At 72.3% G+C, this 23,978-nt stretch carries 24 protein-coding genes; 18 read left to right on the top strand and 6 right to left on the bottom strand.

The features are described from left to right. Positions 1–10 precede the first annotated feature (10 nt). On the bottom strand, positions 11–598 hold the full coding sequence (locus ASC77_RS22540; protein WP_056158328.1) for a TetR/AcrR family transcriptional regulator: 588 nt from the start codon (positions 596–598) through the stop codon (positions 11–13). A gap of 178 nt (positions 599–776) precedes the next feature. Between ASC77_RS22540 and moeZ the strand changes: the two genes are divergently transcribed. From moeZ to ASC77_RS22495, 9 genes are all read left to right on the top strand, one after another. Continuing rightward, the gene (gene moeZ, locus ASC77_RS22535; RefSeq protein ID WP_056158326.1) at positions 777–1,976 is read left to right on the top strand and encodes an adenylyltransferase/sulfurtransferase MoeZ; all 1,200 of its coding nucleotides are present in this window, start codon (positions 777–779) and stop codon (positions 1,974–1,976) included. A gap of 70 nt (positions 1,977–2,046) precedes the next feature. Beyond that, positions 2,047–2,925, top strand: coding sequence for a hypothetical protein (locus ASC77_RS22530; RefSeq protein ID WP_056158323.1), 879 nt, complete (start codon positions 2,047–2,049; stop codon positions 2,923–2,925). A 19-nt stretch (positions 2,926–2,944) separates the two neighbouring features. Beyond that, positions 2,945–3,679, top strand: a complete 735-nt coding sequence (locus ASC77_RS22525; protein WP_082575218.1) for a DUF4129 domain-containing protein — start codon at positions 2,945–2,947, stop codon at positions 3,677–3,679. Beyond that, positions 3,676–4,146, top strand: a complete 471-nt coding sequence (locus tag ASC77_RS22520; RefSeq protein WP_056158318.1) for a hypothetical protein — start codon at positions 3,676–3,678, stop codon at positions 4,144–4,146. The genes ASC77_RS22525 and ASC77_RS22520 overlap by 4 nt, the downstream gene beginning before the upstream one ends. A gap of 2 nt (positions 4,147–4,148) precedes the next feature. Next, the gene (locus ASC77_RS22515) at positions 4,149–5,132 is read left to right on the top strand and encodes an AAA family ATPase (RefSeq protein WP_056158315.1); all 984 of its coding nucleotides are present in this window, start codon (positions 4,149–4,151) and stop codon (positions 5,130–5,132) included. After that, positions 5,129–6,451, top strand: coding sequence for a DUF58 domain-containing protein (locus ASC77_RS22510; protein ID WP_056158312.1), 1,323 nt, complete (start codon positions 5,129–5,131; stop codon positions 6,449–6,451). The genes ASC77_RS22515 and ASC77_RS22510 overlap by 4 nt, the downstream gene beginning before the upstream one ends. Continuing rightward, positions 6,448–6,963: a hypothetical protein gene (locus ASC77_RS26860; protein WP_056158309.1), complete on the top strand. Its 516-nt coding sequence runs from the start codon at positions 6,448–6,450 to the stop codon at positions 6,961–6,963. The genes ASC77_RS22510 and ASC77_RS26860 overlap by 4 nt, the downstream gene beginning before the upstream one ends. Beyond that, the gene (locus ASC77_RS22500) at positions 6,960–7,289 is read left to right on the top strand and encodes an MGMT family protein (protein WP_056158306.1); all 330 of its coding nucleotides are present in this window, start codon (positions 6,960–6,962) and stop codon (positions 7,287–7,289) included. Before ASC77_RS26860 ends, ASC77_RS22500 begins: the two co-directional genes overlap by 4 nt. 80 nt (positions 7,290–7,369) lie before the next feature. Continuing rightward, positions 7,370–7,975 (top strand): hypothetical protein, encoded by a 606-nt coding sequence (locus ASC77_RS22495; protein WP_056158304.1) that lies wholly within the window; start codon positions 7,370–7,372, stop codon positions 7,973–7,975. Here ASC77_RS22495 and ASC77_RS27770 read toward each other — a convergent pair. From ASC77_RS27770 to ASC77_RS22480, 3 genes are read right to left on the bottom strand one after another with little or no spacing between them, the layout of a single operon-like run. Continuing rightward, positions 7,969–9,372, bottom strand: a complete 1,404-nt coding sequence (locus ASC77_RS27770; RefSeq protein WP_056158301.1) for a DUF1116 domain-containing protein — start codon at positions 9,370–9,372, stop codon at positions 7,969–7,971. The two genes, ASC77_RS22495 and ASC77_RS27770, sit on opposite strands and share 7 nt — an antisense overlap. After that, the gene (locus ASC77_RS22485; protein ID WP_056158298.1) at positions 9,369–10,790 is read right to left on the bottom strand and encodes an FdrA family protein; all 1,422 of its coding nucleotides are present in this window, start codon (positions 10,788–10,790) and stop codon (positions 9,369–9,371) included. Before ASC77_RS22485 ends, ASC77_RS27770 begins: the two co-directional genes overlap by 4 nt. Then, entirely contained in the window at positions 10,787–11,437 is a 651-nt protein-coding gene (locus ASC77_RS22480) for a DUF2877 domain-containing protein (RefSeq protein ID WP_082575217.1), read from the bottom strand. Before ASC77_RS22480 ends, ASC77_RS22485 begins: the two co-directional genes overlap by 4 nt. A 75-nt stretch (positions 11,438–11,512) precedes the next feature. On the opposite strand from ASC77_RS22480, the gene ASC77_RS22475 reads away from it, so the two are divergent. The 9 genes from ASC77_RS22475 to ASC77_RS22435 all read left to right on the top strand — a co-directional run bounded on the left by ASC77_RS22475 (position 11,513) and on the right by ASC77_RS22435 (position 22,814). Next, positions 11,513–12,799 (top strand): PucR family transcriptional regulator, encoded by a 1,287-nt coding sequence (locus tag ASC77_RS22475; protein ID WP_056158293.1) that lies wholly within the window; start codon positions 11,513–11,515, stop codon positions 12,797–12,799. 161 nt (positions 12,800–12,960) lie between these two features. Next, positions 12,961–14,328 carry a uracil-xanthine permease family protein gene (locus ASC77_RS22470; RefSeq protein WP_200945108.1) on the top strand — a complete coding sequence of 456 codons (1,368 nt, stop codon included), beginning with the start codon at positions 12,961–12,963 and terminating at the stop codon, positions 14,326–14,328. After that, complete coding sequence (locus tag ASC77_RS22465) at positions 14,325–15,191, top strand: FAD binding domain-containing protein (protein WP_056158290.1); 867 nt, start codon at positions 14,325–14,327, stop codon at positions 15,189–15,191. The genes ASC77_RS22470 and ASC77_RS22465 overlap by 4 nt, the downstream gene beginning before the upstream one ends. Then, a complete protein-coding gene (locus ASC77_RS22460) occupies positions 15,191–15,682 on the top strand; it encodes a (2Fe-2S)-binding protein (RefSeq protein WP_156391247.1) in 492 nt (163 codons plus the stop codon). The genes ASC77_RS22465 and ASC77_RS22460 overlap by 1 nt, the downstream gene beginning before the upstream one ends. Next, entirely contained in the window at positions 15,679–18,093 is a 2,415-nt protein-coding gene (gene cutA / locus ASC77_RS22455; protein ID WP_056158284.1) for an aerobic carbon-monoxide dehydrogenase large subunit, read from the top strand. The genes ASC77_RS22460 and cutA overlap by 4 nt, the downstream gene beginning before the upstream one ends. Continuing rightward, on the top strand, positions 18,090–18,704 hold the full coding sequence (locus ASC77_RS22450) for an SRPBCC family protein (RefSeq protein ID WP_056158282.1): 615 nt from the start codon (positions 18,090–18,092) through the stop codon (positions 18,702–18,704). The genes cutA and ASC77_RS22450 overlap by 4 nt, the downstream gene beginning before the upstream one ends. Then, positions 18,701–20,089 (top strand): amidase, encoded by a 1,389-nt coding sequence (locus ASC77_RS22445; RefSeq protein ID WP_056158279.1) that lies wholly within the window; start codon positions 18,701–18,703, stop codon positions 20,087–20,089. The genes ASC77_RS22450 and ASC77_RS22445 overlap by 4 nt, the downstream gene beginning before the upstream one ends. Positions 20,090–21,136: 1,047 nt before the next feature. Then, positions 21,137–22,066 carry a peptidoglycan-binding domain-containing protein gene (locus ASC77_RS27035; RefSeq protein ID WP_056158276.1) on the top strand — a complete coding sequence of 310 codons (930 nt, stop codon included), beginning with the start codon at positions 21,137–21,139 and terminating at the stop codon, positions 22,064–22,066. Positions 22,067–22,148: 82 nt separating this feature from the next. Continuing rightward, the gene (locus ASC77_RS22435) at positions 22,149–22,814 is read left to right on the top strand and encodes a lysophospholipid acyltransferase family protein (RefSeq protein ID WP_056158273.1); all 666 of its coding nucleotides are present in this window, start codon (positions 22,149–22,151) and stop codon (positions 22,812–22,814) included. On the opposite strand, the gene ASC77_RS22430 is transcribed toward ASC77_RS22435, so the two are convergent. Both ASC77_RS22430 and ASC77_RS22425 read right to left on the bottom strand, forming a co-directional pair. Then, positions 22,787–23,203, bottom strand: coding sequence for a DUF5990 family protein (locus ASC77_RS22430; protein ID WP_056158271.1), 417 nt, complete (start codon positions 23,201–23,203; stop codon positions 22,787–22,789). The two genes, ASC77_RS22435 and ASC77_RS22430, sit on opposite strands and share 28 nt — an antisense overlap. Positions 23,204–23,207: 4 nt before the next feature. Next, entirely contained in the window at positions 23,208–23,936 is a 729-nt protein-coding gene (locus ASC77_RS22425; protein WP_056158268.1) for a winged helix-turn-helix transcriptional regulator, read from the bottom strand. Positions 23,937–23,978 lie beyond the last annotated feature (42 nt).

Raw genomic sequence — 23,978 nt, 5'->3', positions numbered from 1 at the left:
GAGGGGTTGGTCAGTGGTCGTCGGTGAGCGGGTATCCGCGGATGCCCCGCCAGGCCAGCCCGGCGACCAGCGCAGCTGCGTCCGGGCGGGGGATGTCACCGTGCTCCGCGAGCCAGAACCGCGCGCTCACCTGGGCCATTCCCACCAGGGAGACGGCCAGCAGGCGGGAGGCGTCGTCGGGCAGGCCCGTGTCGTCGTGGATGACGTGGGCGATCATCGCGGCGCACTCCGTCGTCACCCGGTCCACGTGCTCGCGGACGGCGGGCTCGTTGGTCAGGTCGGACTCGAAGACCAGGCGGAACGCGCCGGTCTCGCTCGAGACGTACTCGAAGAAGACGTCCATCGTCGCCGCGACCCGCTGCTTGTTGTCGTGCGTCGAGGAGAGCGCGTGGCGGGTGTTGTCGATGATCGTGTCGCACGAGCGGTCCAGCAGCGCGAGGTAGAGGTCGAGCTTGCCGGGGAAGTGCTGGTAGAGCACGGGCTTGGAGACACCCGCGCGCTCGGCGATGTCGTCCATCGCTGCCGCGTGGTAGCCCTGGGCCACGAACACCTCGAGGGCGGACTCCATCAGCTGGGCGCGTCGCTCCCGCCGGGGCATCCGGCCGCCGCGGGGTCGCGCCGGTGCGTCGTACTGCTCTGCCGTCACCCGCCGAACACTACCGGGCAGTCACCAGCGTCCGGATGACGGGACGCGGCGATCCGCGCCGCGTCCCGGCGGGGAACATGGCAGGACCGGAGGTTGTTGGTCCGGCAACCGATCGATCAAGGAGTACGCCGTGTCCTTTCCCGCGCTCGTGGAGCCCGCGGACGAGCTGACCATCGACGAGGTGCGTCGCTACAGCCGCCACCTGATCATCCCCGACGTCGGGATGACCGGTCAGAAGCGCCTCAAGAACGCCAAGGTGCTGGTCATCGGCGCCGGCGGTCTCGGCAGCCCGGCCCTGCTCTACCTCGCGGCGGCCGGCGTCCACACGCTCGGCATCGCGGAGTTCGACGAGGTCGACGAGTCCAACCTGCAGCGCCAGATCATCCACGGCCAGTCCGACATCGGGAAGTCGAAGGCGGTGTCGGCCAAGGAGTCGATCGCCGAGACCAACCCCTACGTCAACGTGATCGTCCACGAGACCCGTCTCGACAACGACAACGTCATGGAGATCTTCCGGGGCTACGACCTCATCGTCGACGGCACCGACAACTTCGCGACGCGCTACATGGTCAACGACGCGGCGTACTTCCTGGGCATCCCGTACGTCTGGGGCTCCATCTACCGCTTCGACGGCCAGGCCTCGGTCTTCGCGCCCACCCTCTCCGACGACGCGCCGTGCTACCGCTGCCTCTACCCGGAGCCCCCGCCGCCGGGCATGGTCCCGAGCTGCGCCGAGGGCGGCGTGCTCGGCGTGCTGTGCGCGTCGATCGGGTCGATCCAGGTCAACGAGGCCATCAAGCTGCTCACCGGCATCGGCGAGCCGCTGGTCGGCAAGCTGATGATCTACGACGCCCTCGAGATGGAGTACCGCAAGCTGAAGGTCCGCAAGGACCCGAACTGCGCGCTCTGCGGCGAGCACCCGACGGTCACCGGCCTCATCGACTACGACGCCTTCTGCGGCGCGATCTCCGACGACGCCGCCGAGGCGGCCGCCGGCTCGACGATCTCGGTGACGACCCTCGAGCACATGCTCAAGGAGCGCGCCGAGGGCACCCGCGACTTCGTCCTGGTCGACGTGCGCGAGCCGAACGAGTACGAGATCAACAAGATCCCCGGCTCGGTGCTGATCCCGAAGGGCGACTTCCTCAACGGCTCGGCCCTCGAGAAGCTGCCCGCCGACAAGCAGATCGTCATGCACTGCAAGTCGGGGGTCCGCTCGGCGGAGACGCTCGCGATCGTGAAGGGCGCCGGGTACGCCGACGCCGTCCACGTCGGCGGCGGCGTGGTCGCCTGGGTCAACCAGATCGACCCCTCGCAGCCGACGTACTAGATGCTTCAACCGACGCTCCCGGTCTGTTACCCACGCGTAACCGGCCGGGAGCGTCGTCGTTGACCCGGGCATGAGCCTCACTCGTTCCCAGCTGGCCGCCGTGTTCGCGGCCGTCACGATCACGATCCTGACCGCCGCGCTGCTGACGCTCACGCCGTCGCGCGCCGACAGCGCGCCCACCTGGGCGCCTGCCGACACGGCCGAGATCCACCCCGGCACGATGATGTACACGGAGGGTGCCCAGTGCACCGCCAACTTCGTCTACACCGACGGCGCCGGCAACGTGTACGTCGGCTACGCCGCCCACTGTGCGGGCACCGGCGAGGCCACCGACACGAACGGCTGCAACGTCGACTCGCTGCCGCTCGGCACGCCGGTCACCTTCAACGAGGGTGGCAGCCTGGTCGACGAGGGCACCCAGGTCGGCTCGGGCACGCTCGTGTACTCGTCCTGGCTGACCGAGAAGCAGCTCGGCACCACCGACGCCAACACCTGCGCCTACAACGACCTCGCCCTGGTGAAGGTCAGCGCTGCGGACGTCGGCAAGGTGAACCCCTCGATCCCGTTCTGGGGTGGCCCGACCGGCATCGACACCGACGGCACCGCCGCCGGCGACCGGGTCTACACCTACGGCAACTCCAGCCTCCGCGCCGGCATCTCCGTGCTCTCCCCGCACACCGGCATCAGCCTCGGTGACGACGCGGCGGACGGCGGTTGGTCGCACCCGCTCTACACCGTGGGCCCCGGCATCCCCGGCGACTCCGGCTCGGCGTTCGTCTCGGCCGACGGCAAGGCGATCGGCGTCCTCTCGACGCTCGGCCTGGCCCCGCTGCCGCTGTCGAACAACATCGGCGACCTGAGCAAGGAGCTCGCGTTCGCCCAGCAGCACTCCGGCATCTCCGGTCTGCAGCTGGTCAACGGCACGGAGCCGTTCTCGCCCATCCTCTGACCCGGGTAGGTTGCCGGGCATGACGGCCCGGCAACCCGCTTCACGGCAGGGAGCCCTGGCCGCGGCATTGGTCGCGGCCGGGGTCCTTCTCGTCGTCCTGCTGGTGACCTGGGCGGCCTCGATCGGCCCCAGCGGGGTGCTGCGCGGTGACGGCCCGGGCGCCGTACGGCCCACGACGGAGCAGACGACGGCCACGGCCGCGCCGCAGCCGCAGCCGAAGCCGGTCAAGGACGAGCGGGGCGACGGCGGTGGTGGCTACCTGTGGATCGCCGCGCTGCTGATCAACATCGCCACCGCGGTGCTCGCGGTGGCGCTGCTCGTGTGGCTGGTGCGCTGGCTGGCCAGGGTCCGCCGGGTACGTCGTGCCCGGCGTCGCCGCGAGGCGGCCGTCGACGCCGCGGACATCGACGTGCTGTCACCGGGCGAGGCCGTCGCGCGTGAGCTGCTGGCCGACGTCGACGCCCAGCGGTCCGCGCTCTCGGGTGGCGCACCGCGCAACGGCATCGTGGAGTGCTGGCACCGCTTCGAGGTCTCCGCGGCCGCGGCCGGGATCGAGCGCCGTCCGTGGGAGACGTCGTCCGAGCACACGCTGCGCGTCCTCGACCTCGTGGACGCGGATCCGGCGGCGGTCTCCCGCCTCGCCGCGCTGTACCGCGAGGCCCGCTTCTCCGAGCACGAGCTCACCGAGACCCACCGTGCCGCCGCGGTCGAGGCGCTGGACCGGATCCACCACACCATCGGGGCGCCGGCATGAGGGACCGGTGGTGGCTGCGGGTCGCGGGCGGGCTCGTGGCCTACGTCGGCTTCGAGGTGCTGCTGACCCTGCTCGACGCCGACCCCGACCCGCTGCGCCTCGCGCTCCTGGTCGCGACCTGCACGGCCATCCTCGGGCTGGTCTTCGACGCCCTCGACGGCGGTGAGCCCTCCTGGCAGGTCGACGTCGAGCGTCCGTCGGTGCGCGACAGCGGTGACCCGCGCCTGGTCCGGTACGTCGGGCTGATCGAGGCCCACCAGTCCTCCCGGACGCCGGACCACGCGCTGCGCGACCGGCTCGCCGTGCTCACCGACCAGGTGCTCCGGCAGCGGCACGGCATCGGCCGCGCCGACCCCGCGGCAGCAGCGGTGCTCGGACCCGAGCTGACCGACCTGCTGACCGCTCCGCCCCGGCGACTCAGCAACGCCCAGATCGACCACTACCTGACCATCATCGAGGAGCTCTGAGCATGACCACATCGCCGCAGGCGACCCTGTCCGTCGCCGAGGCAGCCGAGCTGGCGGCCCGCGTCGTCACCGAGGTGGAGAAGGCCGTCGTCGGCAAGCGCGAGGCACTGCTCCAGGTCCTCGCCGCCATCCTCGCCAAGGGGCACGTGCTGCTCGAGGACTACCCGGGCCTCGGCAAGACCCTCGCGGCGCGCTCGTTCGCCCAGGCGCTCGGCCTGGACTTCCGGCGCGCGCAGTTCACCCCCGACCTGCTGCCGGCCGACCTCACCGGCTCGTTCGTCTACGACCAGCGCGAGGCCCGTTTCGACTTCCGTCCCGGACCGATCTTCACGGGCCTGCTGCTCGCCGACGAGATCAACCGGACGCCGCCCAAGACCCAGTCCGCGCTGCTCGAGGCCATGCAGGAGCGGCAGGTCACGGTCGAGGGCGAGACGTTCCCGCTGACGGCGCCCTTCCACGTGCTGGCCACGGCGAACCCGATCGAGTACGAGGGCACCTACCCGCTGCCGGAGGCCCAGCTCGACCGGTTCCTGCTGCGGGTCAGCTTCGGGTACCCCTCGGCCGGGGAGGAGTACGACGTGCTCGCCCGCCGCCTCGAGCGGCGCCAGGAGGAGGTCGACCTCGAGCCGGTCACCGACGCCGCCGGGCTGCTCGCGATGCAGGCGGCGGTCGAGACGGTGGTCGTCGGCGAGGACGTCGGTCGCTACTGCGTCGACCTCGCCACCGCCACCCGCACGCACGCCGACGTGCTCACCGGCGCCTCGCCGCGCGGCTCGCTCGGCCTGGTGCTGGCCGCCCGCGCCTTCGCGCTGATCCGCGGTCGCGACTACGTGATCCCCGAGGACGTCAAGGCGGTCGCCCGGTCCGTGCTCGCCCACCGCATCACCGTCCGGCCCGAGCTCTGGATGACCGAGGCGAGCGGCCGCGGGGTCGTCGACTCGGTCCTCGCGAAGGTGCCGACCCCGAGCACGCTCGAGCGCCGATGACCCAGCCCGTGACCCACGGCGACGCCGTGTGGCGCCCCACCGCCGCCCTCGGGCGCGCGGTCTTCACCGCCGCGGTCGCGGTCGCCGGGGCACTCCTCGTCGGCGAGCCGGCGCTGGTCGTCCTCGCCGTGCCCTTCATCGCGCTCGCGGCGCTGGGCCTGCTGCACCGGCCGACCCAGGCACCCCGGCTGACGACGCACCTGGACCACACCTCGCTGCACGAGGGCCAGGGCACCACGTCGCGGCTGACGGTCGCGGACGCCGGAGACGCGGAGTACCTGACGCGCGCCTCCGGCCGGCCCCCGTACGTCGTGATGCGGCCGCACGCCGGACAGGTCGGCGCCCTGCTGAGTGGGCCCGACGGGGCCGGGCCGACCGTCGAGATCAGCCCGCGCCGCTGGGGCCTCCGGTTCGTCGGCCAGGAGAAGGTGGCGCTGATGTCGCGGTGGGCGGGCTTCCGGTTCGGGCCGGTCCCGCTCGGCGGCCAGCACCTGCGGGTTCTTCCGATGGCGGCCGTCTACGACTCGCGCGCGGACGCACCGCAACCGGTCGGCCTCGTCGGCGCGCACCGGTCGCAGCGGCCCGGGTCGGGCACGGAGCTGGCGGGCATCCGCCCGTTCACGCCGGGGGACCGGCTGCGGCGGGTCAACTGGCGGGTCTCGCTGCGCACCCGCGAGCTGCACGTCGTCAGCACCCGGGCCGAGGAGGACACCGCCGTGCTCCTCGTCGTCGACGCCCTCGCCGACCACGGTGCCTCCGGCGGCGTCGACGGGGCGGCGAGCAGCCTGGACCTGTCGGTGCGCGCCGCGTCCGCGGTCGCCGAGCACCACGTCCGCTCGGGCGACCGGGTCGCGCTGCGCGTGGTCGGTCGCGGTCGCGAGCTGGTCGGCTACGGCACGGGCGCCCGGCACCTGCGGCGGATCCAGCACACCCTGGCCGGGATCCGGAGCGGCGAGGTGGCGGAGGCCGAGGCGGGCGTGCTGCAGCTCGGTGTCACCGGTGGCACCGTCGTCGTCGTGCTCTCCCCGATGCTGGCCGAGTCGATCGGCGCGGTCGCCGCGACGCTCACCCGCCGCGGCGTGCCGGTGCTGGTCGTCGACACGCTGCCCGGCGACGTCCGCCCCGGGGTCGCGCCGGGCACCGACCCCGACCTGGCGTCACTCGCCTGGCGGATGCGCACCTTGGAGCGGACCGCGGTGCTCCAGCGCCTGGCCGCGCTCGGCTGCCCGGTGGTGCCGTGGCGGGGTCCTGGCACCATCGACGACGTCCTGCGCCGGCTCGCCCGACGGGCGGCCCAGCCTCGGGTGGTGGCCCGGTGAACGGCCTGCTGAGCGCGGTGACCGAGCTCTCCCGCAGCCAGCTGGTGCTCCGGGTGCTGATCTTCCTCGGGCCGGTGGTGGCCGTCCTCGCCGCCGGCCCCGCGGGGCGGTGGCCGACCTGGTGGGTCGCGCTCGGGATCGTGGTGCTCGCGGGCGCCTTCGCGGCCATGCCCGAGTCCGCGGTCGGTGCCGCCGTGATGCTCGCCGTGCTCGCCTGGTGGGCCGGTGCGCTCGACGACGGCCTGCACCCGGCGGTCCTGGTGGCCGCGACCGGGCTGCTGGTGGCCCACCTCGCGGCGCTGCTCGCCGGCTACGGTCCCGACCGGATGCCGGTCGACCCGGCGCTGGTGCGGCTGTGGGTACGCCGCGGGGCGCTGCTGCTCCTCGGCGTACCCCTCGTCTGGGGGCTGGCGCTCGCGCTGCGCGGCCAGCCGGAGCAGCCCGGGATCTGGGTGGTCGGCGTGATGGCCGGCCTCGTCGCCACCGTCGCGGCTGCGGTGGCCCTCACATGAGCCTGGACTTCGAGGAGTACGTCGAGCTGGTGCTGCGCTGCGTCGAGACGGTGCCGCGCGGCCGGGTGACGACGTACGGCGTGATCGCGGAGGTCGTCGGCGCCGTGGTCGGTGGCGGTGGCCCGCGCCTCGTCGGCAACGTGATGGCGACCCACGGCAGCGGCATGCCGTGGTGGCGGGTCGTGCGCGCCGACGGGTCGCTGCCGCCGAGCCACCAGGGCGAGGCGCGCCAGGCCTACCTGGAGGAGGGCACGCCCCTGCGCCCGTCGGGCAACGTCGACATCAAGGTCGCGCTCTGGCGGCCGCCGACGCCCAGTCGCACCTGAGACAGCCGCACCTGAGATGACCGGGCGTTGTGTCAGGAAGCAGACAGTGCCGACCCTGCCCACGTCCCTACCGTCACGGCATGACCACTCTCGCGAAGGCCGTCGCGGCCGCCGTCACCGTCGTCCTGGCCACCGTGGGCAGCCTGCTCCTGCCCGTCGGGAGTGCCGTTGCCAACGACGAGGACGCGGGCGCGTTCTCCGGGACCTGGCACCACGTGCACTGGCACATCAACGCCTACGGCGGGGGAGCCGGCGGCAGCTGCGAGGGCAGCTGGCGTGACGACGCGGGCTTCTGCCAGGGCCGCGCCGAGTGGCGGACCTGGCACGACAGCTACCCCTTCAACAACACGACGTTCGTGCGGTGGGCGTCGCAGCCGACGCGCTGCCCCGACGTCCCCGGCGGCCGTGACCCGGCCGTGTGGCGCCACGAGGTGCACGTCTACGCGGCGCACGTGGGCACCGGCCAGAACAGCTGGCTGTGCGGCTGGGTCGACCGTGGCTGGAACACGATGATCGTGACCGGCGGCCAGGTCCGCGGGTACGACGGCTACTTCCACGACATCGCCCCCAGCAGCGGCAAGGTCGCCGACCGCGAGCACGTGCAGGGTGGGCCGCTCTACGTGTTCCTGGACGCCAACCGCGAGCGCGGCGCCGTCATCGGCCTCCGCGGGTGGATCCGCTACTGACGCTGCCGCGTCAGCTCGGCCAGCCGCGCCAGCGCCTTCGGGAAGATCTCCGCGGGCGGGGTGACGAGTCCGGCCCCGACCTGGCCGGTGCCGGCGACCTTGCCGGCCATGCCGGTGTTGATCTGCGGCAGGATCCCGGTGCGGCACACCTTGGTCACGTCGATGCCGCTCGGGGTGCCCTGGAACTCCAGCACCGGCACCGTCCACCGCGGGTTCTCGCCGAGCGTGATCTCGTGCATCCGTCGGGTCGTGGCGAGCGCGTCCGGCACGGAGCCGCCGACCAGCCGGACGATCGCGGGCGCGGTCGCCATCGCGAAGCCACCGATGCCGGCGGTCTCGGTGATCGCCGAGTCGCCGATGTCGGGGTTGGCGTCGTCGGGCCCGTAGGAGCCGAGAAATAGGCCGTCGGCGAGCTGGGCCGGCCCGGTGAACCACTCGTCGCCGGTGCCCGCGACCTGGATGCCGAAGTCGGTGCCGTTGCGGGCCATGGCGACCACCATCGTCGAGCCCTCGATGCCGCGCGCTGCATCGAGCGCGAGCTTGCAGGCGGGCATCGCCAGGTTGAGGAAGAAGTGGTCGTTGCTGCCGATGAAGCGGAACGCCTCGGCGATGTCGTCGGGGGCGGCAGCGCTACGCACCAGAGCCGGCGCGAGGTCGCGCAGCAGCATCAGGGTGCCGGCCCGGTTGCGGTTGTGGGCCTCGTCGCCCATCTGCAGCATCTGGGTGAGGATGCCCGTGACGTCGACCGCGCCGGTCGCCCGGACGGCCTGCTGCAGCAGCGGGCCGAGCACGTCGCGCATCCAGCGCAGCCGGGTCAGCACCTCGGGGCCGTAGGCGCCGTACCGCAGCACCTTGCCGAGCCCCTCGTTGAGCGAGCAGTACGTACGGCGGCCGGTCGTCGCGTCCTCGAGCACGAACATCCACATGCTCGGCGTGACGACGCCGGCCATCGGACCGACGGTCGAGCGGTGGTGGCACGGCTCGAGGGAGACCCCGGAGCCCGACTCGAAGAGCGCGGCCGCGTCCTCGGGGTCGTCGACCAGCCCCTCGAGCGCCGCTCCGGCCATCAGCCCGCCGCGCAGCGGGCCCGACGCGCGCTCCCACGCGATCGGGGGGCCGGCGTGCAGGAACTCGCCGCGCTGGAGGCCGAGCACCTCGGACGCCGGGGCCACGTCGACCAGGTTGGCGGTGACGTCGAGCATCGCCGCGAGCGCGCGCTCGTTGGCGGTACGGCGCAGCGGGTCGGCGGCGACGGTCGCGAGGTCGGCCTCGGTGCCGGTCATCGGCGGGCGCCAGTCGACGCGGGTCACCGGCGTGGCCTGGTCGGCGATCGCATCGGCGAGCAGGTCGGCGCCGACGTTGACGACGGCCCCGGGTGTGCTCAGGGGGTTGCTCATGCGTTGTCTCCCAGCAGCTCGAGGGCGCGGCGGGTGGCGCCGGCGTTGGACAGGTGCACCTCGGCGCCGGCGTCGACCAGCGCCCGGACCTGGCGGTCCCGGCCCTGGGGATCGCCGACGGTGCCGACGACGGCGATCACCACGGGCTGGTCGACGGCTGCGACGGCCGGGGCGAGCAGCGCCGCCGGGTCGGGCTCGGCGCCGTGGCCGAGCACGACGTCGAGCAGCAGGACGCCGGTCGCCGGGTCGGCGGCGGCTCGGGCGAGGTGCTCCAGCCGCAGGCTCGGGTCGATCATCGGGTGGGCCCGCCCGGACGTGTACTCGTCGTCGCCGAAGTCGACGAAGCTGTGCCCGCCGTCCTGCCCAGAGATGTGCTCAGCGGCGATGAGCTGGGCCTCGGTCTTCAGGGTGCCGCCGACGAACAGCCCGCGGATCGCTCCGCTGCCCCGGCCGGCCTCGCCGGTCACCGGCCAGGCGGGGACGTCGCGACCGAGCCGGCGCAGCACCGACTCGGCGGCCGCGGTGAGGTCGGGCCGGCCCTCGCCGAGCAGGGCGAACTCGACCGGCGTCGCCAGGCTCGCGGCGTACGCCTCGATCTCGGTGGCGACGTCTGCTGCGGGAGGCTTCGAGATGACCACGACCAGCTCGACCGCGGGATCCTCGTCGAGGCGGCGCAGCGCCTCACGGGTCGAGGCACCGCGGACCTCCGAGGAGAGGTCCCGGCCACCGACGCCCAGCGCGGACCCGACGCCGACCCCGGCGTGGTCGAGCAGGGCGAGCAGCTGCTGGCACCCGGTGCCGGACGCCGCGACGATGCCGACGGGGCCGGGGGAGACGACGTTGGCGAAGCCGAGTCCGAGCCCGCCGACGACGGCGGTGCCGCAGTCGGGCCCCATCACCAGCACGCCGCGCTCGGCGGCCGCACGCTTGAGGGCGACCTCCTGCTCGACGGGCACGTTGTCGCTGAAGACGAGCACGTCGCGGCCGGCGTCGACGGCGTCCATCGCCTCGACCAGCGCGCTCGGGCCGGGGACGGACACGACGACGATCTCGTCGCCCGGGGTGCCGGCAGTTCGCCGCAGCGCGCTGCCCGTCGTCCGCGGTGCCGCGACCTCGCTCGAACCCTCCGGACGCCGGTTGGCGTCGCGCAGCGCCTGGTCGACTCCGGCGAGCGCGGCGGCCAGCGCGCCCTCGTCCGCGAGGCGCAGGGCGACGACCATGTCGTTGGTGGTGGCCTCGGTGGGGACCTCGAAACCCATCTCGGTGAGGACCTCGATGTTGAGGGCGGTCGCCATCGCGACCTGGGCCGCGAGCACCCCGTCGAGGCCCTGCACGGCACGGCTGACCTGGAGCAGCGTGACCGAGTCGGCGTACGCGCCGGCTCGGAGCTCGACGTGGCCGAACGTGGGGGTGGTCATGCGGCACCTCTCATCTCGTGCAGGGCGAAGCGGGCACCCTGGAGCATGCCGCGCCCCGAGGTGTGTCCGACCGCCGCGAGGGTCGCGGTGCGGTCGGGGTCGTCGGGGGCGGCCAGCCAGGCCGCGAACTCGGGGATGACCTCGCCGTGCATCGCGCAGTCCAGCAGCGTCGCCGACAGCAGCGTCGTGCGCGACAGGCGGGCGCGGACGGCGGCGTCGACCTCCGGGGTCCCGACACCGGCCGCCCGGTGGACCGCGAACCAGCCGCACAGCACGTCGTCGTCGTACGGCGTCAGGCCGTCCCCGCGGCCGACCATCGCGGCCACCTCGCCGGGCGGCGGTGCCGCCACCCGCGCGTGGGGGAGCCGGGGCACGGAGACGTCGACCAGGCGGCCGACGAGCAGTGCCTGGTCGTCGAGGTGCAGCACGCCGTCGTGCAACCGGGCGGTCCCGATGTCCGGCAGGGACGGGACTCCGGTGCGCAGCGCGCAGGGCACCGCGGTCGCCCGCGACGACACGACGCCGACGCACCGGCCGACGATCTCGACGTACACGGCGTCCCGTCCGCGGTGCACGATCGGCACCGGTCCGTCGGGCGTCGACCGCAGCAGGTCGCGCACTCGCGGAGGTGCGCTGACGGGGATCACTGCACCGACGCTATCCGGGGCGGTTACGGTTTGGGGATGTGAGGTTGTGCCAACGCCTACGTCGAGGGAGTGCAAGTGTTGATAACCGGTGACCGCGAGGAGCTCGCCAGCGCTGCGCTCGCGCGCATCGACGCGCTGCACAGCGGGCTCACCCAGATCGCTCTCGAGGGCGGCAACCTCGACGGGATCGCAGCCGAGGTGAGCCGGGTGCTCGGGCTCGGCGTGGCGTTCACGTCCACCGACGGCCGGGTCCGCGAGGCGGCGCTCACCGACGACCACCGGACCCTCCTGGAGACCCACCACCTGCTCGACCCGACCGGCCGGATCCGGGTCGAGCGGATCGGCGGTGTCCCCGCCTACATGACCCGGGTCGCTGCCGGCGGCATCGACCTGGCCCGCCTCGTGGCGGTGCGCGCCGACGAGCCGATCCCGGACGACGACGTGCACGCGCTGGAGCGCGCGGCGGCGATCGCGGCGCTGCTGATCACCCGGGAGACGGCGGTCGCGGCGGTCGAGAACAAGTACCAGGGCGACTTCCTCCGCGACCTGCTGCTGCGCCGCAACGTCGACGCGGCGTACGTCGCCGAGCACGCCTCGACCTTCGGCTGGGACCTCGACCGGCCGGTCGTCGTCGTCACCGCCGAGATCGACCCGGTCCTCGAGACGACGCCGGGCGAGGAACCGGTCTCGAGCACGCAGCGGCGCCAGTGGCAGGAGCGCTTCTCCGCGGCCTGGCGCCAGGTCGGCGACTCGCTCGCGCCCGGCATCCCGTCGGCCGACTTCTCCTCCGAGGTCGTCGTCCTGCTGCCGCTGCTGGAGGCCCCCGACGCGCAGGGCGGTGAGCCCGTCGACGGGCACGGCGTCGTACGCCGCGCGGTGACCGCGGTGGCGGGCGACAAGGGTGGCGGCCGCCGTCCGTTCTCGGTCGGTGTCAGCCGGGTCGCGCACTCCCTCGACGACCTGCCGGGGGCCTACGCCCAGGCGCGGCGTGCGGTCGAGGTCGGTCGCCGGGTCAGCGGTGGCGGCTCGACGACGTTCTTCGACCAGCTCGGCCTGCACCGGCTGATCGCCCTGATCCCCGAGGGGCCCCAGGGCGACGCGGAGCTGCGCTCGTTCGTGCACGACGTGCTCGGCTCGCTCGCCGAGTCGACCACCGAGGCCGCGGACCTCCGCGAGACCCTCCAGGTGCTGCTGGACACGAACTTCAACGTCGCCGAGGCCGCCCGTCTGCAGTTCTTCCACTACAACACGATGCGCTACCGGGTCTCCAAGCTGGAGCGCCTGCTCGGCCCGCTCTCGACCGATCCGCACCTGCGCCTCGACGTCGCCGTCGCGCTGCGGGTCCTGGAGATCACCGGCTGATCACGCCTCGGTTACCGGGCATCCGAGCGCGCGCCGCGCCCACAACTGCTGCCATCGGATGCGGCGTTCCTTCGGCATCTGTCGCCGTCGAAGGTGTGTCATGGCTCTCATTAGGTTGAGCGGGACTCGGGGCCTGTCCTGACACCGAAAGGGTGTGCGCAATGTCGATGTTCAAGTGGGACGTGGTTGATCCACAGCCTGGCGAGCCGGTAGGGCCGCGACAGCGGCTGCCGTGGGGCAAGACGGTGGGCGTCGGAGCCCAGCACGTCGTCGCCATGTTCGGGGCGACGTTCGTCTTCCCGATCGTCATGGGGCTCGATCCCAACCTGGCGATCATGTTCTCCGGTATCTGCACGATCCTGTTCCTGCTCGTGACGAAGAACATGGTTCCGAGCTACCTCGGCACCAGCGCGTCCTTCGTCGCCGGCGTGGCAGCGATCCGGGCGCAGGGCGGCGACTCCTCCGACGTCACGGGAGCGATCCTGGTCTCCGGGCTCGTGCTCCTCGCGGTGGGCGTCCTCGTCCACTTCGCCGGCTCGGGCATGATCCACGCGATCCTGCCGCCGGCCGTCACCGGTGCCGTCGTCATGCTGATCGGCTTCAACCTGGCGCCGGTCGTCGCCCAGATCTACTGGCCCCAGGACCAGTGGGTGGCACTGCTGACCGCCACCTTCATGGTGGTCGCGGCCTGTCTGTTCCCCGGCTTCTGGTCCCGGATCGCGGTGTTCCTCGCCCTGATCTTCGGCTACCTCGTGTCGTGGCTCTTCGACGCCGTCTTCGGCCAGATCAACTCGGTCCTCGGTGGCGCGACGGAGGCGACCGACCACGACCGCGTGTCGTGGGCGGGCGTGAAGGCGGCCGACTGGATCGGCTTCCCGAGCGGCAAGCTCGCCGACGGCGTCGACGTGGTCCACGGGCCGAGCTTCTCCCTCACCTTCATCCTGCTCGTGCTGCCCGGTGTCATCGCGCTGATCGCGGAGAACACCGGCCACGTGAAGGCCGTCGCCGAGATGACGGGCGAGGACCTCGACCCCTACATGGGCCGGGCGATCGCCGCCGACGGTGGCGCCACCGCGCTCGCCAGCCTCTTCGGTGGCTCGCCGACCACGACGTACGCCGAGAACATCGGGGTCATGGGAGCGACCAAGGTCTACTCGACCGCCGCCTACTACGTGGCCGCGATCGTGGCGATCCTGCTGGGTCTCTGCCCGAAGTTCGGGGCGATCGTGAGCGCGACGCCCGGTGGTGTCCTCGGCGGCATCACCGTCGTGCTCTACGGCATGATCGGTCTCGTCGGCGCCAAGATCTGGGTCGAGAACCGGGTCGACTTCGGCAACCCGGTCAACATGGTCGGACTGGCAGCAGGCATCATCGCCGGTATCGGCGGCGTGACCCTGAAGATCACCGACGACTTCGAGCTCAGCGGCATCGCGCTCGGCACCATCCTGGTGATCGTCTACTTCCACCTCGTCAACATCCGCGGCCGCCACACCGACCGAACGTCGGGAGAGGTGACCAAGGTCCTGTGAAGCCAGCACCGTTCGCGTACCGCCGGCCGGGGACCATCGCCGAAGCTGTCGAGGCCCTGGCCGGCGAGCCGAACGCCAAGGTGCTGGCCGGTGGCCAGAGCCTGGTCCCGTTGCTGTCGATGCGGCTCGCGGCTCCCGCGACGCTCGTCGACATCAACGGGATCCCGGGCCTGGACACGATCACGGTGCTGCCGGAGAGCGAGAACGGTGGCGGCGTCCGGGTGGGTGCGCTCGCCCGGCACGCCGCCGTCCTCGCCTCGGACGACGTACGACGCGTGCAGCCGCTCGTCCCGCTGGCGCTCTCGCACGTCGCGCACGCCACGATCCGCAACCGGGGCACGACGGTCGGCTCGCTCGTCCACGCCGACGCGGCCGCCGAGATGCCCGTCGTGCTCTCGTTGCTCGGTGGGTCCGTCGAGGTCGAGGGGCCCGCGGGTCGCCGTACGATCCCGGCCTCCGAGCTGTACGTCGGCCCGCTCGAGTCGTCCCTGCACCACGACGAGATCGCGGTGTCGGCGTTCTTCCCGGCGCTCGCGCCGGGGGCCGGCGTCGCGTTCGAGGAGATCGCGCGCCGCCACGGCGACTACGCCCTGGTGGGCGCGGCGGCGCTCGTCGACGGAGCCCCTGGTGATGGGCAGAGCGTCAAGGTCGGCTACCTGTCGGTGAGCGACGTGCCCACGGTCGTCGACCTCAGCGGCGTCGCCGACGACGAGCTGGGGGAGGCCGCGCTCGCGCAGCTCGACCCGGCAGAGGACATCCACGCCAGCGCCGCCTACCGCGCGCAGCTGGTCCGCGTGCTCACCGCACGCGTGGTTCGATCGGCCCGAGTGTTTCGACAGGCTCAACGACCGGAGGAGCTCTGATGGAGGAGCTGCACGACGTACGGCTGAGCGTCAACGGCCACACCCACGAGATCCGGGTGCCCGCGCGGCGGCTGCTCTCGGACGCCCTGCGCCACGACCTGAGGCTCACCGGCACCCACGTCGGCTGCGAGCACGGGGTCTGCGGCGCCTGCACGATCCTCGTCGACGGCGCCCCGACCCGGGCCTGCCTGATGTTCGCGGTCTCCGCGCAGGGCAGCGAGATCACGACGGTGGAGGGGCTGACCAGGCCCGACGGCTCGCTCGGTCCGGTGCAGCAGGCCTTCATGGAGTGCCACGGCCTCCAGTGCGGCTTCTGCACGCCCGGCTTCCTGACCACGATCACGGCCGGCCTGCGCGACAACCCGACGCCGACCCACGACGAGGCGCGCGACATGGTCGCGGGCAACCTCTGCCGCTGCACCGGCTACCAGAACATCGTGAAGGCCGTGGAGAGGGCCGCGGAGATCGCGGGCGAGGAAGCGGCATCGTGACCACCAAGCTGATGGGCCAGAAGGTCCAGCGCGTCGAGGACCAGCGCTTCCTGCGCGGCAACGGACGGTACGTCGACGACGTGGCCGTCGAGGGAGGCACCCTGCACGCCGCCGTGCTCCGCTCGCCGCACGCGCACGCCCGGATCCTCGACATCGACGTCGAGGCCGTGCTCGACCTGGAGGGCGTGCACGCGGTCTTCACCTGGGACGACCTGGCATCGTGCACGCCGCAGATGGCCGAGCCGCTGCCGCTGCTGATCCCGCACCCGGCGCTGACCCACGGCCGCACGCAGTACGCGCTCGCGAAGGACGAGGTCAACTACGTCGGCGAGGCGATCGCCTTCGTCGTCGCCGACGACCGCTACATCGCCGAGGACGCGGTCGGCCGGATCCGCGTCGACTACGAGTTCCTGCCGCCGGTGGTGGGCATCGACGCCGCGCGGGCGGCGACCTCGCTGGTGCACGACGACGTGCCCGGCAACATCGGTGCGCGCCTGGAGCAGAACGTCGGCGACGCGCCGGCCGCGATCGCCCAGGCACCACACCGCCTCGAGCTCGACCTCACCGTCGAGCGCAGCGCCTGCATGCCGATGGAGGGCCGGGGCACCGTCGCCCGCTGGGACCCGGACCTCAACCGGCTCCAGCTGTGGACCTCGACCCAGAGCTCGACCGGCGTGCGCGCCGCGGTCGCGGTGAAGATGGGCCTCGACCTCGGCCAGGTCGACGTGATCACCCCCGATGTCGGCGGCGGCTTCGGGGTGAAGATCAACCACCCGTGGCCCGAGGAGCTGCTCGTCCCGATGGCGGCGAAGGCGCTCGGCCGCACCGTGAAGTTCACCGAGGACCGGCGCGAGCACTTCATCTCCTCCGCGCACGAGCGCGGGCAGGTGCAGCACATCGAGGTCGGCTTCGACGACGACGGCCGGCTGCTCGGTCTGGACGTGGAGTTCTGGCACGACCACGGTGCGTACACGCCGTACGGCCTGATCGTCCCGATCATCACCTCGACCCAGCTGCTCGGCCCCTACAAGCCGCAGAACTACAAGGTCGTCTTCGAGTCGCTCTACACCAACACCGTCATCGTCACGCCCTACCGCGGCGCCGGTCGCCCGCAGGGCTGCTACGCCATGGAGCGGACGATGGACGCCATCGCGGCCTACCTCGGCAAGGACCGTGCCGAGGTGCGCGCCGTGAACTTCATCCAGCCCGACGAGTTCCCCTACGACCAGGGCCTCATCTTCCAGGACGGGCGCGAGCTGGAGTACGACTCCGGCGACTACCCGGCGATGCTGGAGAAGACCAAGGCGCTGGTCGGCTGGGACGAGTTCCCGGCGTTCAAGGCAGAGATGGCGGCCCAGGGACGGCAGGTGGGCATCGGCCTGGCCTGCTACGTCGAGGGCACCGGCGTCGGTCCCTACGAGGGCGCGCACGTGCACATCGAGACCAGCGGCAAGGTCAAGGTCGCGACCGGCCTCACCACCCAGGGCCAGGGCCACGCCACCGTCTTCGCGCAGCTGGTCGCCGACGAGCTCGGCGTGAAGTTCGAGGACGTCGAGGTCGTCACCGGCGACACCCGCCGGATGCCGTACGCCGTCGGCACGTTCGCGTCGCGCGCCGCCGTGATGAGCGGCTCGGCCATCCACCTGGCCGCGAAGCGGGCCAAGGAGAAGGCGCTCAAGATCGCCGCGGAGGCGCTGGAGGCCGACGAGAAGGACCTCCAGATCGTCGACGGCGTCGTGTCGGTGAAGGGCTCGCCGGGCACGTCGATCGACCTCGGCACCGTGTCCGTGCTGTCCAACCCGCTGCGCTACGCCTTCGACGAGGCGTCGAAGGCCGCGACCCAGTTCTCCGTCGGCGACCCGGGCAAGCCGCCGGTGCCCGAGGACGACGAGCCGGGACTGGAGGGCAAGGACTTCTACTCGCCGGAGCGGGCGACGTTCGCCTCGGGCATGCACGCCGTCATCGTCGAGACCGACCCCGAGACGGCCGAGATCACCATCCTCAAGTACGCCGTCGTCCACGACTGCGGTCACCTGATCAACCCGATGATCGTCGAGGGCCAGATCCACGGCGGCGTCGCCCAGGGCGTCGGGGGAGCGCTCTACGAGCGGATGGCGTACGACGAGTCCGGGCAGCTGCTCAACGCCTCGTTCATGGACTTCCTGATGCCCTACGTCACCGAGGTGCCGGACGGCATCGACATCGACCACCTCGAGACGCCCTCGCCCCTCAACCCGCTCGGCATCAAGGGCGCGGGCGAGGCCGGCGTGATCCCTTCGGCCGCTGTCTTCGCCGCCGCCATCGAGGACGCGGAGGGCACCCTGCATCCGGGAATGGGCATCACGGCGATGCCGATCTCGCCGTCCGAGCTGTACGCCCTGCGCCAGTCACATGATGGGAAGAACTCATGAAGATCAGCGGTACCAACGTCGTCGACCAGCCCGTCGAGAAGGTCTGGGACGCGTTGCTCGACCCGCGGGTGCTGGTCGCCACCATCCCCGGCTGCGAGCGACTGGTCGCGACCGGCGACAACGCCTACGACATGACGGTCACCGCCGGGGTCGCCGCGATCAAGGGCACCTACCAGGGGCAGTGCACGCTCTCGGACCTCGAGGAGCACCGGGGCCTGACCATGCGGCTCTCCGGGGCAGGCGCGCCCGGCACCATCGACGCGACCGTGCAGGTCTCCTTCGCCTCGCCGGCCGCCGGCAGCACCGAGATCTCCTACGAGGCCGACGCGGTGGTCGGCGGCATGGTCGGCGGCGTCGGCCAGCGGATGCTCTCCAGCGTCTCCAAGCGGATGGCGGGGGAGTTCTTCGGCAACGTCGGCTCCGCGATCGCGGGTGGACCGGTGGTCGAGCCTGTCGAGACCCCCGCAGCCGATGCGCCCGCCGGGACCACGTTCACGGCGCCGGCGAAGGCCTCCGTGTCGTCCCAGGACGACTTCCTCAAGGGCATCGCCGTCGGCGCCGGGCTCGTGGTGCTCGGCGTCGTCGTCGGACGCCTCTTCGGCCGCCGATGAGCCTCGGCGTCGAGTCGACGGCACGCGACCAGGCCGACGCCGTACGCCGTCGCGAGATCTCCGCGCGCGAGCTGCTCGACCTGCACCTGGACCGGATCCGTGCGCGCAACCCGCAGCTCAACGCGATCGTCTCGCTCGACGAGGAGCGCGCGCGGGCCGGCGCCGCCGAGGCCGACGAGGCGCTCGCGTCCGGCGCCGAGGTGGGGCCGCTGCACGGGCTGCCGTTCGCCTTCAAGGACACCCACGCGGTGGCCGGCTGGCGCACGACGTACGGCTCGCCCCTCTACGCCGACCACGTGCCGGACCGGGACGAGCTGATCGTCGAGCGCGTGCGCCGGGCCGGGGTGGTGACCATCGGCAAGACCAACGTGCCCGAGTTCGCCGCCGGCTCGCACACCTTCAACACGGTCTTCGGCACCACCCTCAACCCGGTCGACCCGTCGCGCTCGGCGGGCGGCTCGTCCGGTGGCGCCGCGTGCGCCCTCGCCGCCGGGATGGTGCCGCTGGCCGACGGGTCCGACATGGGCGGCTCGCTGCGCAACCCGGCGTCGTTCTGCGGGGTCGTCGGGCTGCGGCCGAGCCTGGGCCGGGTGCCGGAGTGGCCGCTCTCCAACCAGTGGGAGACGACGTCGGTCGGTGGCCCGATGGCCCGCAACGTCGGCGACCTCGCGCTGCTGCTGTCCGTGATGGCCGGCCCCGACCCCCGCGCGCCCCAGGCGCTCGGGGACCCCGGCGCGGCCTTCGCCCCGCCGGTCTCCGGGTCGCTCGCGGGCCTGCGGGTGGCTCTGTCCGTGGACCTCGGTGGTGCCTTCGACGTCGACGACGAGGTGGCCGCGATCGTGGCCTCGGCCGGCGGGGTCTTCGGCGACGTGGCCGACGCCCACCCGGACCTGCACGAGGCCGACGACACGTTCCGCACCCTGCGCGCCTGGCACTTCCAGGCCCGTTTCGGCGAGCGGCTCGCGCAGCACCCCGACGCCTTCAAGCAGTCCCTCGCCGACAACATCCGGCTCGGCGAGGCGCTGAGCGGCGCCGACGTCGCGCGCGCCTACGCCCAGCGGACCACGCTCGCCGAGCGGATGCGCACCTTCTTCTCCCCCGAGGACGGCGGCGGGTACGACGTCCTGGTCCTGCCGGTCTCGCAGGTGGCGCCGTTCCCGGCCGACCAGGAGTACCCGACATCGATCAACGGCCGCCCGATGGAGACCTACCTCGACTGGATGCGGGCGGCGTACTACATCACCGTCACCGGCTGCCCCGCGATCTCCGTCCCCTTCGGCCACACGCGCGACGGGCTGCCGGTGGGCATCCAGATCGTCGCCGCGCACGGCCGCGACCGGTTCCTGCTCGAGGTCGCCGCGGCGTTCGAGGCGGCCGTCAGCTGACGGCCGGCTAGGGCCGTCGGTGGAAGTCGATCTCACGGTGAGCGGGGAAGATCTGATCCACCCCGTGCACCAGATCTTCCCGGCTGACCGCTGACTACCACCCGCGGGCCGGGAGGCGACGCCGACCTGAGACCGCCGTGCCCGGCGTAGAAAGCCTGTCGGCGCACAACCACGGACCGCCCGCAGGCTGCGGGGGTTTCGAGACGGGCCCAGCGGCCTTCCTCAACCACCGACATTCATCCACAGGGGTGGTGGATAACCTGTGTGATCCGGTGCACATCCTGTGGATGGTGGGCCCGGAAACTGTGGGGAACGGGTCAGTTTCGGTGGAACCGGAGGAATGTTGCCGCAACCTCTTGCGCGCCCTGATCCGGAGGGCATAGAACTTCTCCCACGCCCTCCGGCAACGGGGAGCGGGACAGCTCGAAGGTGAGGGTCCGTACGACGAAGAGCCGGCTTGCCGGGGACGCGTCGCGGCGACTGGATGACGAAGTCGCTGGGGCCGGAATCGACGAGAGGTCGATCGGGAGCGTCATCAGTACCGGTCACTTGAAAGGCCCTTGCGACTCATACTCGCAAGGGCCTTTCTCCTTTTGTGCCCCGCGCTGGTGGATGCCCGATCCCGCTCAACTGTGGGGATCTGGGCGTTTTCTGTGGACAACCAGGGTCGGTTCTGTGGACGAAGTCCCCTATTTCGGTGGAACCGGAAGAATGTTCCGGAAAGCTCTTGCGCACCGGGTTCGCCAGGGCATAGAACTTCTCCCACGCCCTCCGGCAACGGGAGGCGGGACAGCTCGGAGACGAGGGTCCACACGAGAGCGAACCGGCTTGCCGGGGAGTGATCGCGGCGGCGAGATGACGACGACGCCGGGGCCGGAAGCGAGGAGCAGTCGATCGGGAGCGTCATCGGTACCGGTCAACCGAAGGGCCCTTGGAACTCATACTTCCGAGGGCCCTTCACCTATTTCAAGACCTGTCTCGGGCACCTGTCTCGGGACGAGGGTTTCCCCGGTTCCGACGATCCGGCCACCGTGCTCCGATGGAGACATGCCTCGGACCCTCCGCATCGTCCTGTCCGTCCTGGTCGCGCTGGTGGTCGCGCTCGTGGGGTCGGCGGGCCTGAGCGCCGCCCCGGCGTACGCCGCGACCTACCCGACGCTGAGCACCGGCGCTACCGGGGCGAACGTCACGAGCCTCCAGCACCTGCTCACCTCGCGCGGCTACTCCACGGCCGCGGACGGTGACTTCGGCAGCGGCACCCAGGCGGCGGTGCAGGCCTTCCAGTCCGGGGCCGGGCTGAGCGCCGACGGGGTGGCCGGGCCCGCGACGTTCGGAGCCCTGGTCAGCACGCTGCGCCAGGGCGACAGCGGAGCGGCGGTGCAGGCGCTCCAGGTGCAGCTGGTCAAGCACGGTGCGTCGGTCACGGCCGACGGCGCGTTCGGGCCGGCCACCGACAGTGCAGTCCGCAGCTTCCAGTCGGCGGCGGGCCTGGGCATCGACGGGGTGGTCGGGCCGGCGACCTGGCAGGCGCTGCTCGGGACCGGCGGAGGCGGCTCGACCCCGGGCACGACGTACGACTCCCTCTCCGAGGAGCAGAAGCAGAACGCGCGCACGATCATCGGGGTCGGGCAGGACGCGGGCATCCCGGAGTACGGCTGGGTGATCGCGCTCGCCACCGCGATGCACGAGTCCACCCTGGTCAACGTCGACTACGGCGACCGTGACTCCCTCGGCCTCTTCCAGCAGCGGACCAGCCAGGGCTGGGGGACCGAGGCGCAGATCCTCGACCCGGTGCTCGCGAGCAAGGCGTTCTACGGCGTCGCGACCCACACCTCCAACCCGGGCCTGACCGACATCAGCGGCTGGCAGTCGATGAGCGTCACCCGGGCCGCGCAGGCGGTGCAGCGCTCGGCGTACCCGGACGCCTACGCGAAGTGGGAGAGCCTCGCGCGCGACATCGTGGCCCACGAGGCGTGAGACGCCCACCTCCCACGACGGCCAGGACCGTGGACGAGGAGTCGGCTGACTGACGGGTAACCGCAAGACTGGACGGGTGGTCATGTACTCGGTCCTGCACGCGGTCGTCCCGCCGGTCGCGAAGCTGGTGTGGCGACCGACGGTGACCGGCCTCGACAACGTGCCGCGCACCGGGGCCGTGCTGCTGGCCAGCAACCACCTGAGCTTCGCCGACTCGCTGGTGATCCCGATCGTGGCGCCGCGCAAGGTGCACTTCCTGGCCAAGTCCGACTACTTCCGCGGCGGCGGGATCAAGGGGACGCTCCAGAAGGCGTGGTTCGAGGGCATGGGGATGCTGCCCGTCGACCGCGACGACCCCCGGGCCGCGATCGCCAGCCTCGACACCGCGCTCGAGGTGCTCGGCCGCGGCGATGCGTTCGGCCTCTACCCCGAGGGCACCCGCTCCCGCGACGGCCGGCTCTACCGCGGCCGCACGGGTGTCGCGCACCTCGCCCTGACCGCCGGCGTCCCGGTGGTCCCGGTCGGCATCACCGGGACCGAGCGGCTGCAACCCGTCGACGCCCGCTTCCCGCGCGTCGTCCCGGTGTCGATCAGCTTCGGCGAGCCCATCCAGGTCGTGGGCCGGTACGACGGGGTGCCGCTCGGCAGGGCCCGGCGGCAGATCACCGACGAGATCATGACCGCGATCCAGGCCCTCACCGGCCAGGAGGAGGCCGGGATCTACAACGAGCGGGCGCCCGACGCCTGAGCCGCCCAGGAGATCGCGGGCGGGTGCACCCGGGCGCAGCGCGGACCGCCCTTCTCGTCGGTGAGCGACACGGTCGCCACCAGGGTGCCGTCGTCGCTCGCGGGTGGCGCGTCGGCGAGCATCAGCTTCGCCCGCCGGAACATGCCCCAGTCGTCGCCCACCGGGCTGCCCCAGGTCAGGTAGAGGAACCGCTCGCCGCGCTTCCCGTGGACGGCCGGGCCCCGGAAGTCCCCGTCGACGACGCGGACCTCGGTCTCCCACCGCGCCGACGCCGCGTCGCCCGGCACCGGGTCGGCCGGGTCGGTCCGGACCTGCAGCGCGACGTGCACGTCGGCGTACGACGCGAACGTGCGGCCGGGCAGGTCCCGGCCCTCGATGACGATCCGCATCCGCTCAGCGACTCGTCTCGTGCGGGCTCGCGAGTTCCTCGGCGCGGGCCCGGTCGGCCCGCTCCCGGGTCACCTGGGACCACGGACTCCACAGGAACCAGCGCGGCAGCGCGGACAGCAGGCGGGGCGGACCGGCGGCCTCGATCCGACCGTCGGCGACCGCCTCCTGCCACGTGCAGTAGCCCTGGAAGACGTCGGCGAAGGTGTCGGTGGTCGCGGAGACGACGACGTCGACGTCGAAGCCCGGGTGCACCATGCACACCGACACCTCCTGCCGGTCGAGGACCAGCCAGATGACCTGGACGGCGGGTCCGGTGTGCCGCCACTCGATGACCGTGCGGTGCGGCGGGAAGCGGGCCGGGTCCACGCGCCGGTGCATCCACCACATCAGGGTCGTCGGCGGCACGTCCTGGGGTCGCATGTCGTCGAAGAGCCACTCGATCGCCCACCGGCCGAAGCTGTCGATGACCCGCTCGAGGTCCCGGCCCGCGGGAGTGAGGTGGTACTCGTTGCCCCGCCCGGTCGGCGAGGGCCAGGTCTCGAGCACGCCGTTCTTCTCCAGGTGGCGCAGCCGCTGCACCAGCAACGACCGCGAGATCCCGGGCAGCCCCCGGGCGATGTCGTTGAAGCGGGTGTTGCCGAGCACCAGCTCCCGGATGATCATCGGCGTCCAGCGGTCGGCGACGACCTCCGCGGCCATCTGCACCGGGCAGAAGTCCCCGTAGTCGGGCATGGTCCATGATCGCGCGGCCGGGCGCCGTTGCGGAAGTAGCGA

The sequence above is a fragment of the Nocardioides sp. Root1257 genome (genome assembly GCF_001425175.1).
Lineage (GTDB): Bacteria > Actinomycetota > Actinomycetes > Propionibacteriales > Nocardioidaceae > Nocardioides.
This window is presented reverse-complemented; position numbering and strand designations above follow the sequence as displayed.

Excerpts from the sequence above, each read along its gene's own strand:
- ASC77_RS22445 (WP_056158279.1), top strand. The coding sequence starts at position 18,701 with ATGAGCCTCGGCGTCGAGTCGACGGCACGCGACCAGGCCGACGCCGTA.
- ASC77_RS22530 (WP_056158323.1), top strand. The coding sequence starts at position 2,047 with ATGAGCCTCACTCGTTCCCAGCTGGCCGCCGTGTTCGCGGCCGTCACG.
- ASC77_RS27770 (WP_056158301.1), bottom strand. The coding sequence starts at position 9,372 with ATGAGCAACCCCCTGAGCACACCCGGGGCCGTCGTCAACGTCGGCGCC.
- ASC77_RS22460 (WP_156391247.1), top strand. The coding sequence starts at position 15,191 with ATGGAGGAGCTGCACGACGTACGGCTGAGCGTCAACGGCCACACCCAC.
- ASC77_RS22485 (WP_056158298.1), bottom strand. The coding sequence starts at position 10,790 with ATGACCACCCCCACGTTCGGCCACGTCGAGCTCCGAGCCGGCGCGTAC.
- ASC77_RS22430 (WP_056158271.1), bottom strand. The coding sequence starts at position 23,203 with ATGCGGATCGTCATCGAGGGCCGGGACCTGCCCGGCCGCACGTTCGCG.
- ASC77_RS22515 (WP_056158315.1), top strand. The coding sequence starts at position 4,149 with ATGACCACATCGCCGCAGGCGACCCTGTCCGTCGCCGAGGCAGCCGAG.
- ASC77_RS22520 (WP_056158318.1), top strand. The coding sequence starts at position 3,676 with ATGAGGGACCGGTGGTGGCTGCGGGTCGCGGGCGGGCTCGTGGCCTAC.
- ASC77_RS22495 (WP_056158304.1), top strand. The coding sequence starts at position 7,370 with ATGACCACTCTCGCGAAGGCCGTCGCGGCCGCCGTCACCGTCGTCCTG.
- ASC77_RS22540 (WP_056158328.1), bottom strand. The coding sequence starts at position 598 with ATGCCCCGGCGGGAGCGACGCGCCCAGCTGATGGAGTCCGCCCTCGAG.
- ASC77_RS22470 (WP_200945108.1), top strand. The coding sequence starts at position 12,961 with ATGTCGATGTTCAAGTGGGACGTGGTTGATCCACAGCCTGGCGAGCCG.
- ASC77_RS22425 (WP_056158268.1), bottom strand. The coding sequence starts at position 23,936 with ATGCCCGACTACGGGGACTTCTGCCCGGTGCAGATGGCCGCGGAGGTC.
- ASC77_RS22435 (WP_056158273.1), top strand. The coding sequence starts at position 22,149 with ATGTACTCGGTCCTGCACGCGGTCGTCCCGCCGGTCGCGAAGCTGGTG.
- ASC77_RS22510 (WP_056158312.1), top strand. The coding sequence starts at position 5,129 with ATGACCCAGCCCGTGACCCACGGCGACGCCGTGTGGCGCCCCACCGCC.
- ASC77_RS22525 (WP_082575218.1), top strand. The coding sequence starts at position 2,945 with ATGACGGCCCGGCAACCCGCTTCACGGCAGGGAGCCCTGGCCGCGGCA.
- ASC77_RS22500 (WP_056158306.1), top strand. The coding sequence starts at position 6,960 with ATGAGCCTGGACTTCGAGGAGTACGTCGAGCTGGTGCTGCGCTGCGTC.
- ASC77_RS27035 (WP_056158276.1), top strand. The coding sequence starts at position 21,137 with ATGCCTCGGACCCTCCGCATCGTCCTGTCCGTCCTGGTCGCGCTGGTG.
- ASC77_RS22450 (WP_056158282.1), top strand. The coding sequence starts at position 18,090 with ATGAAGATCAGCGGTACCAACGTCGTCGACCAGCCCGTCGAGAAGGTC.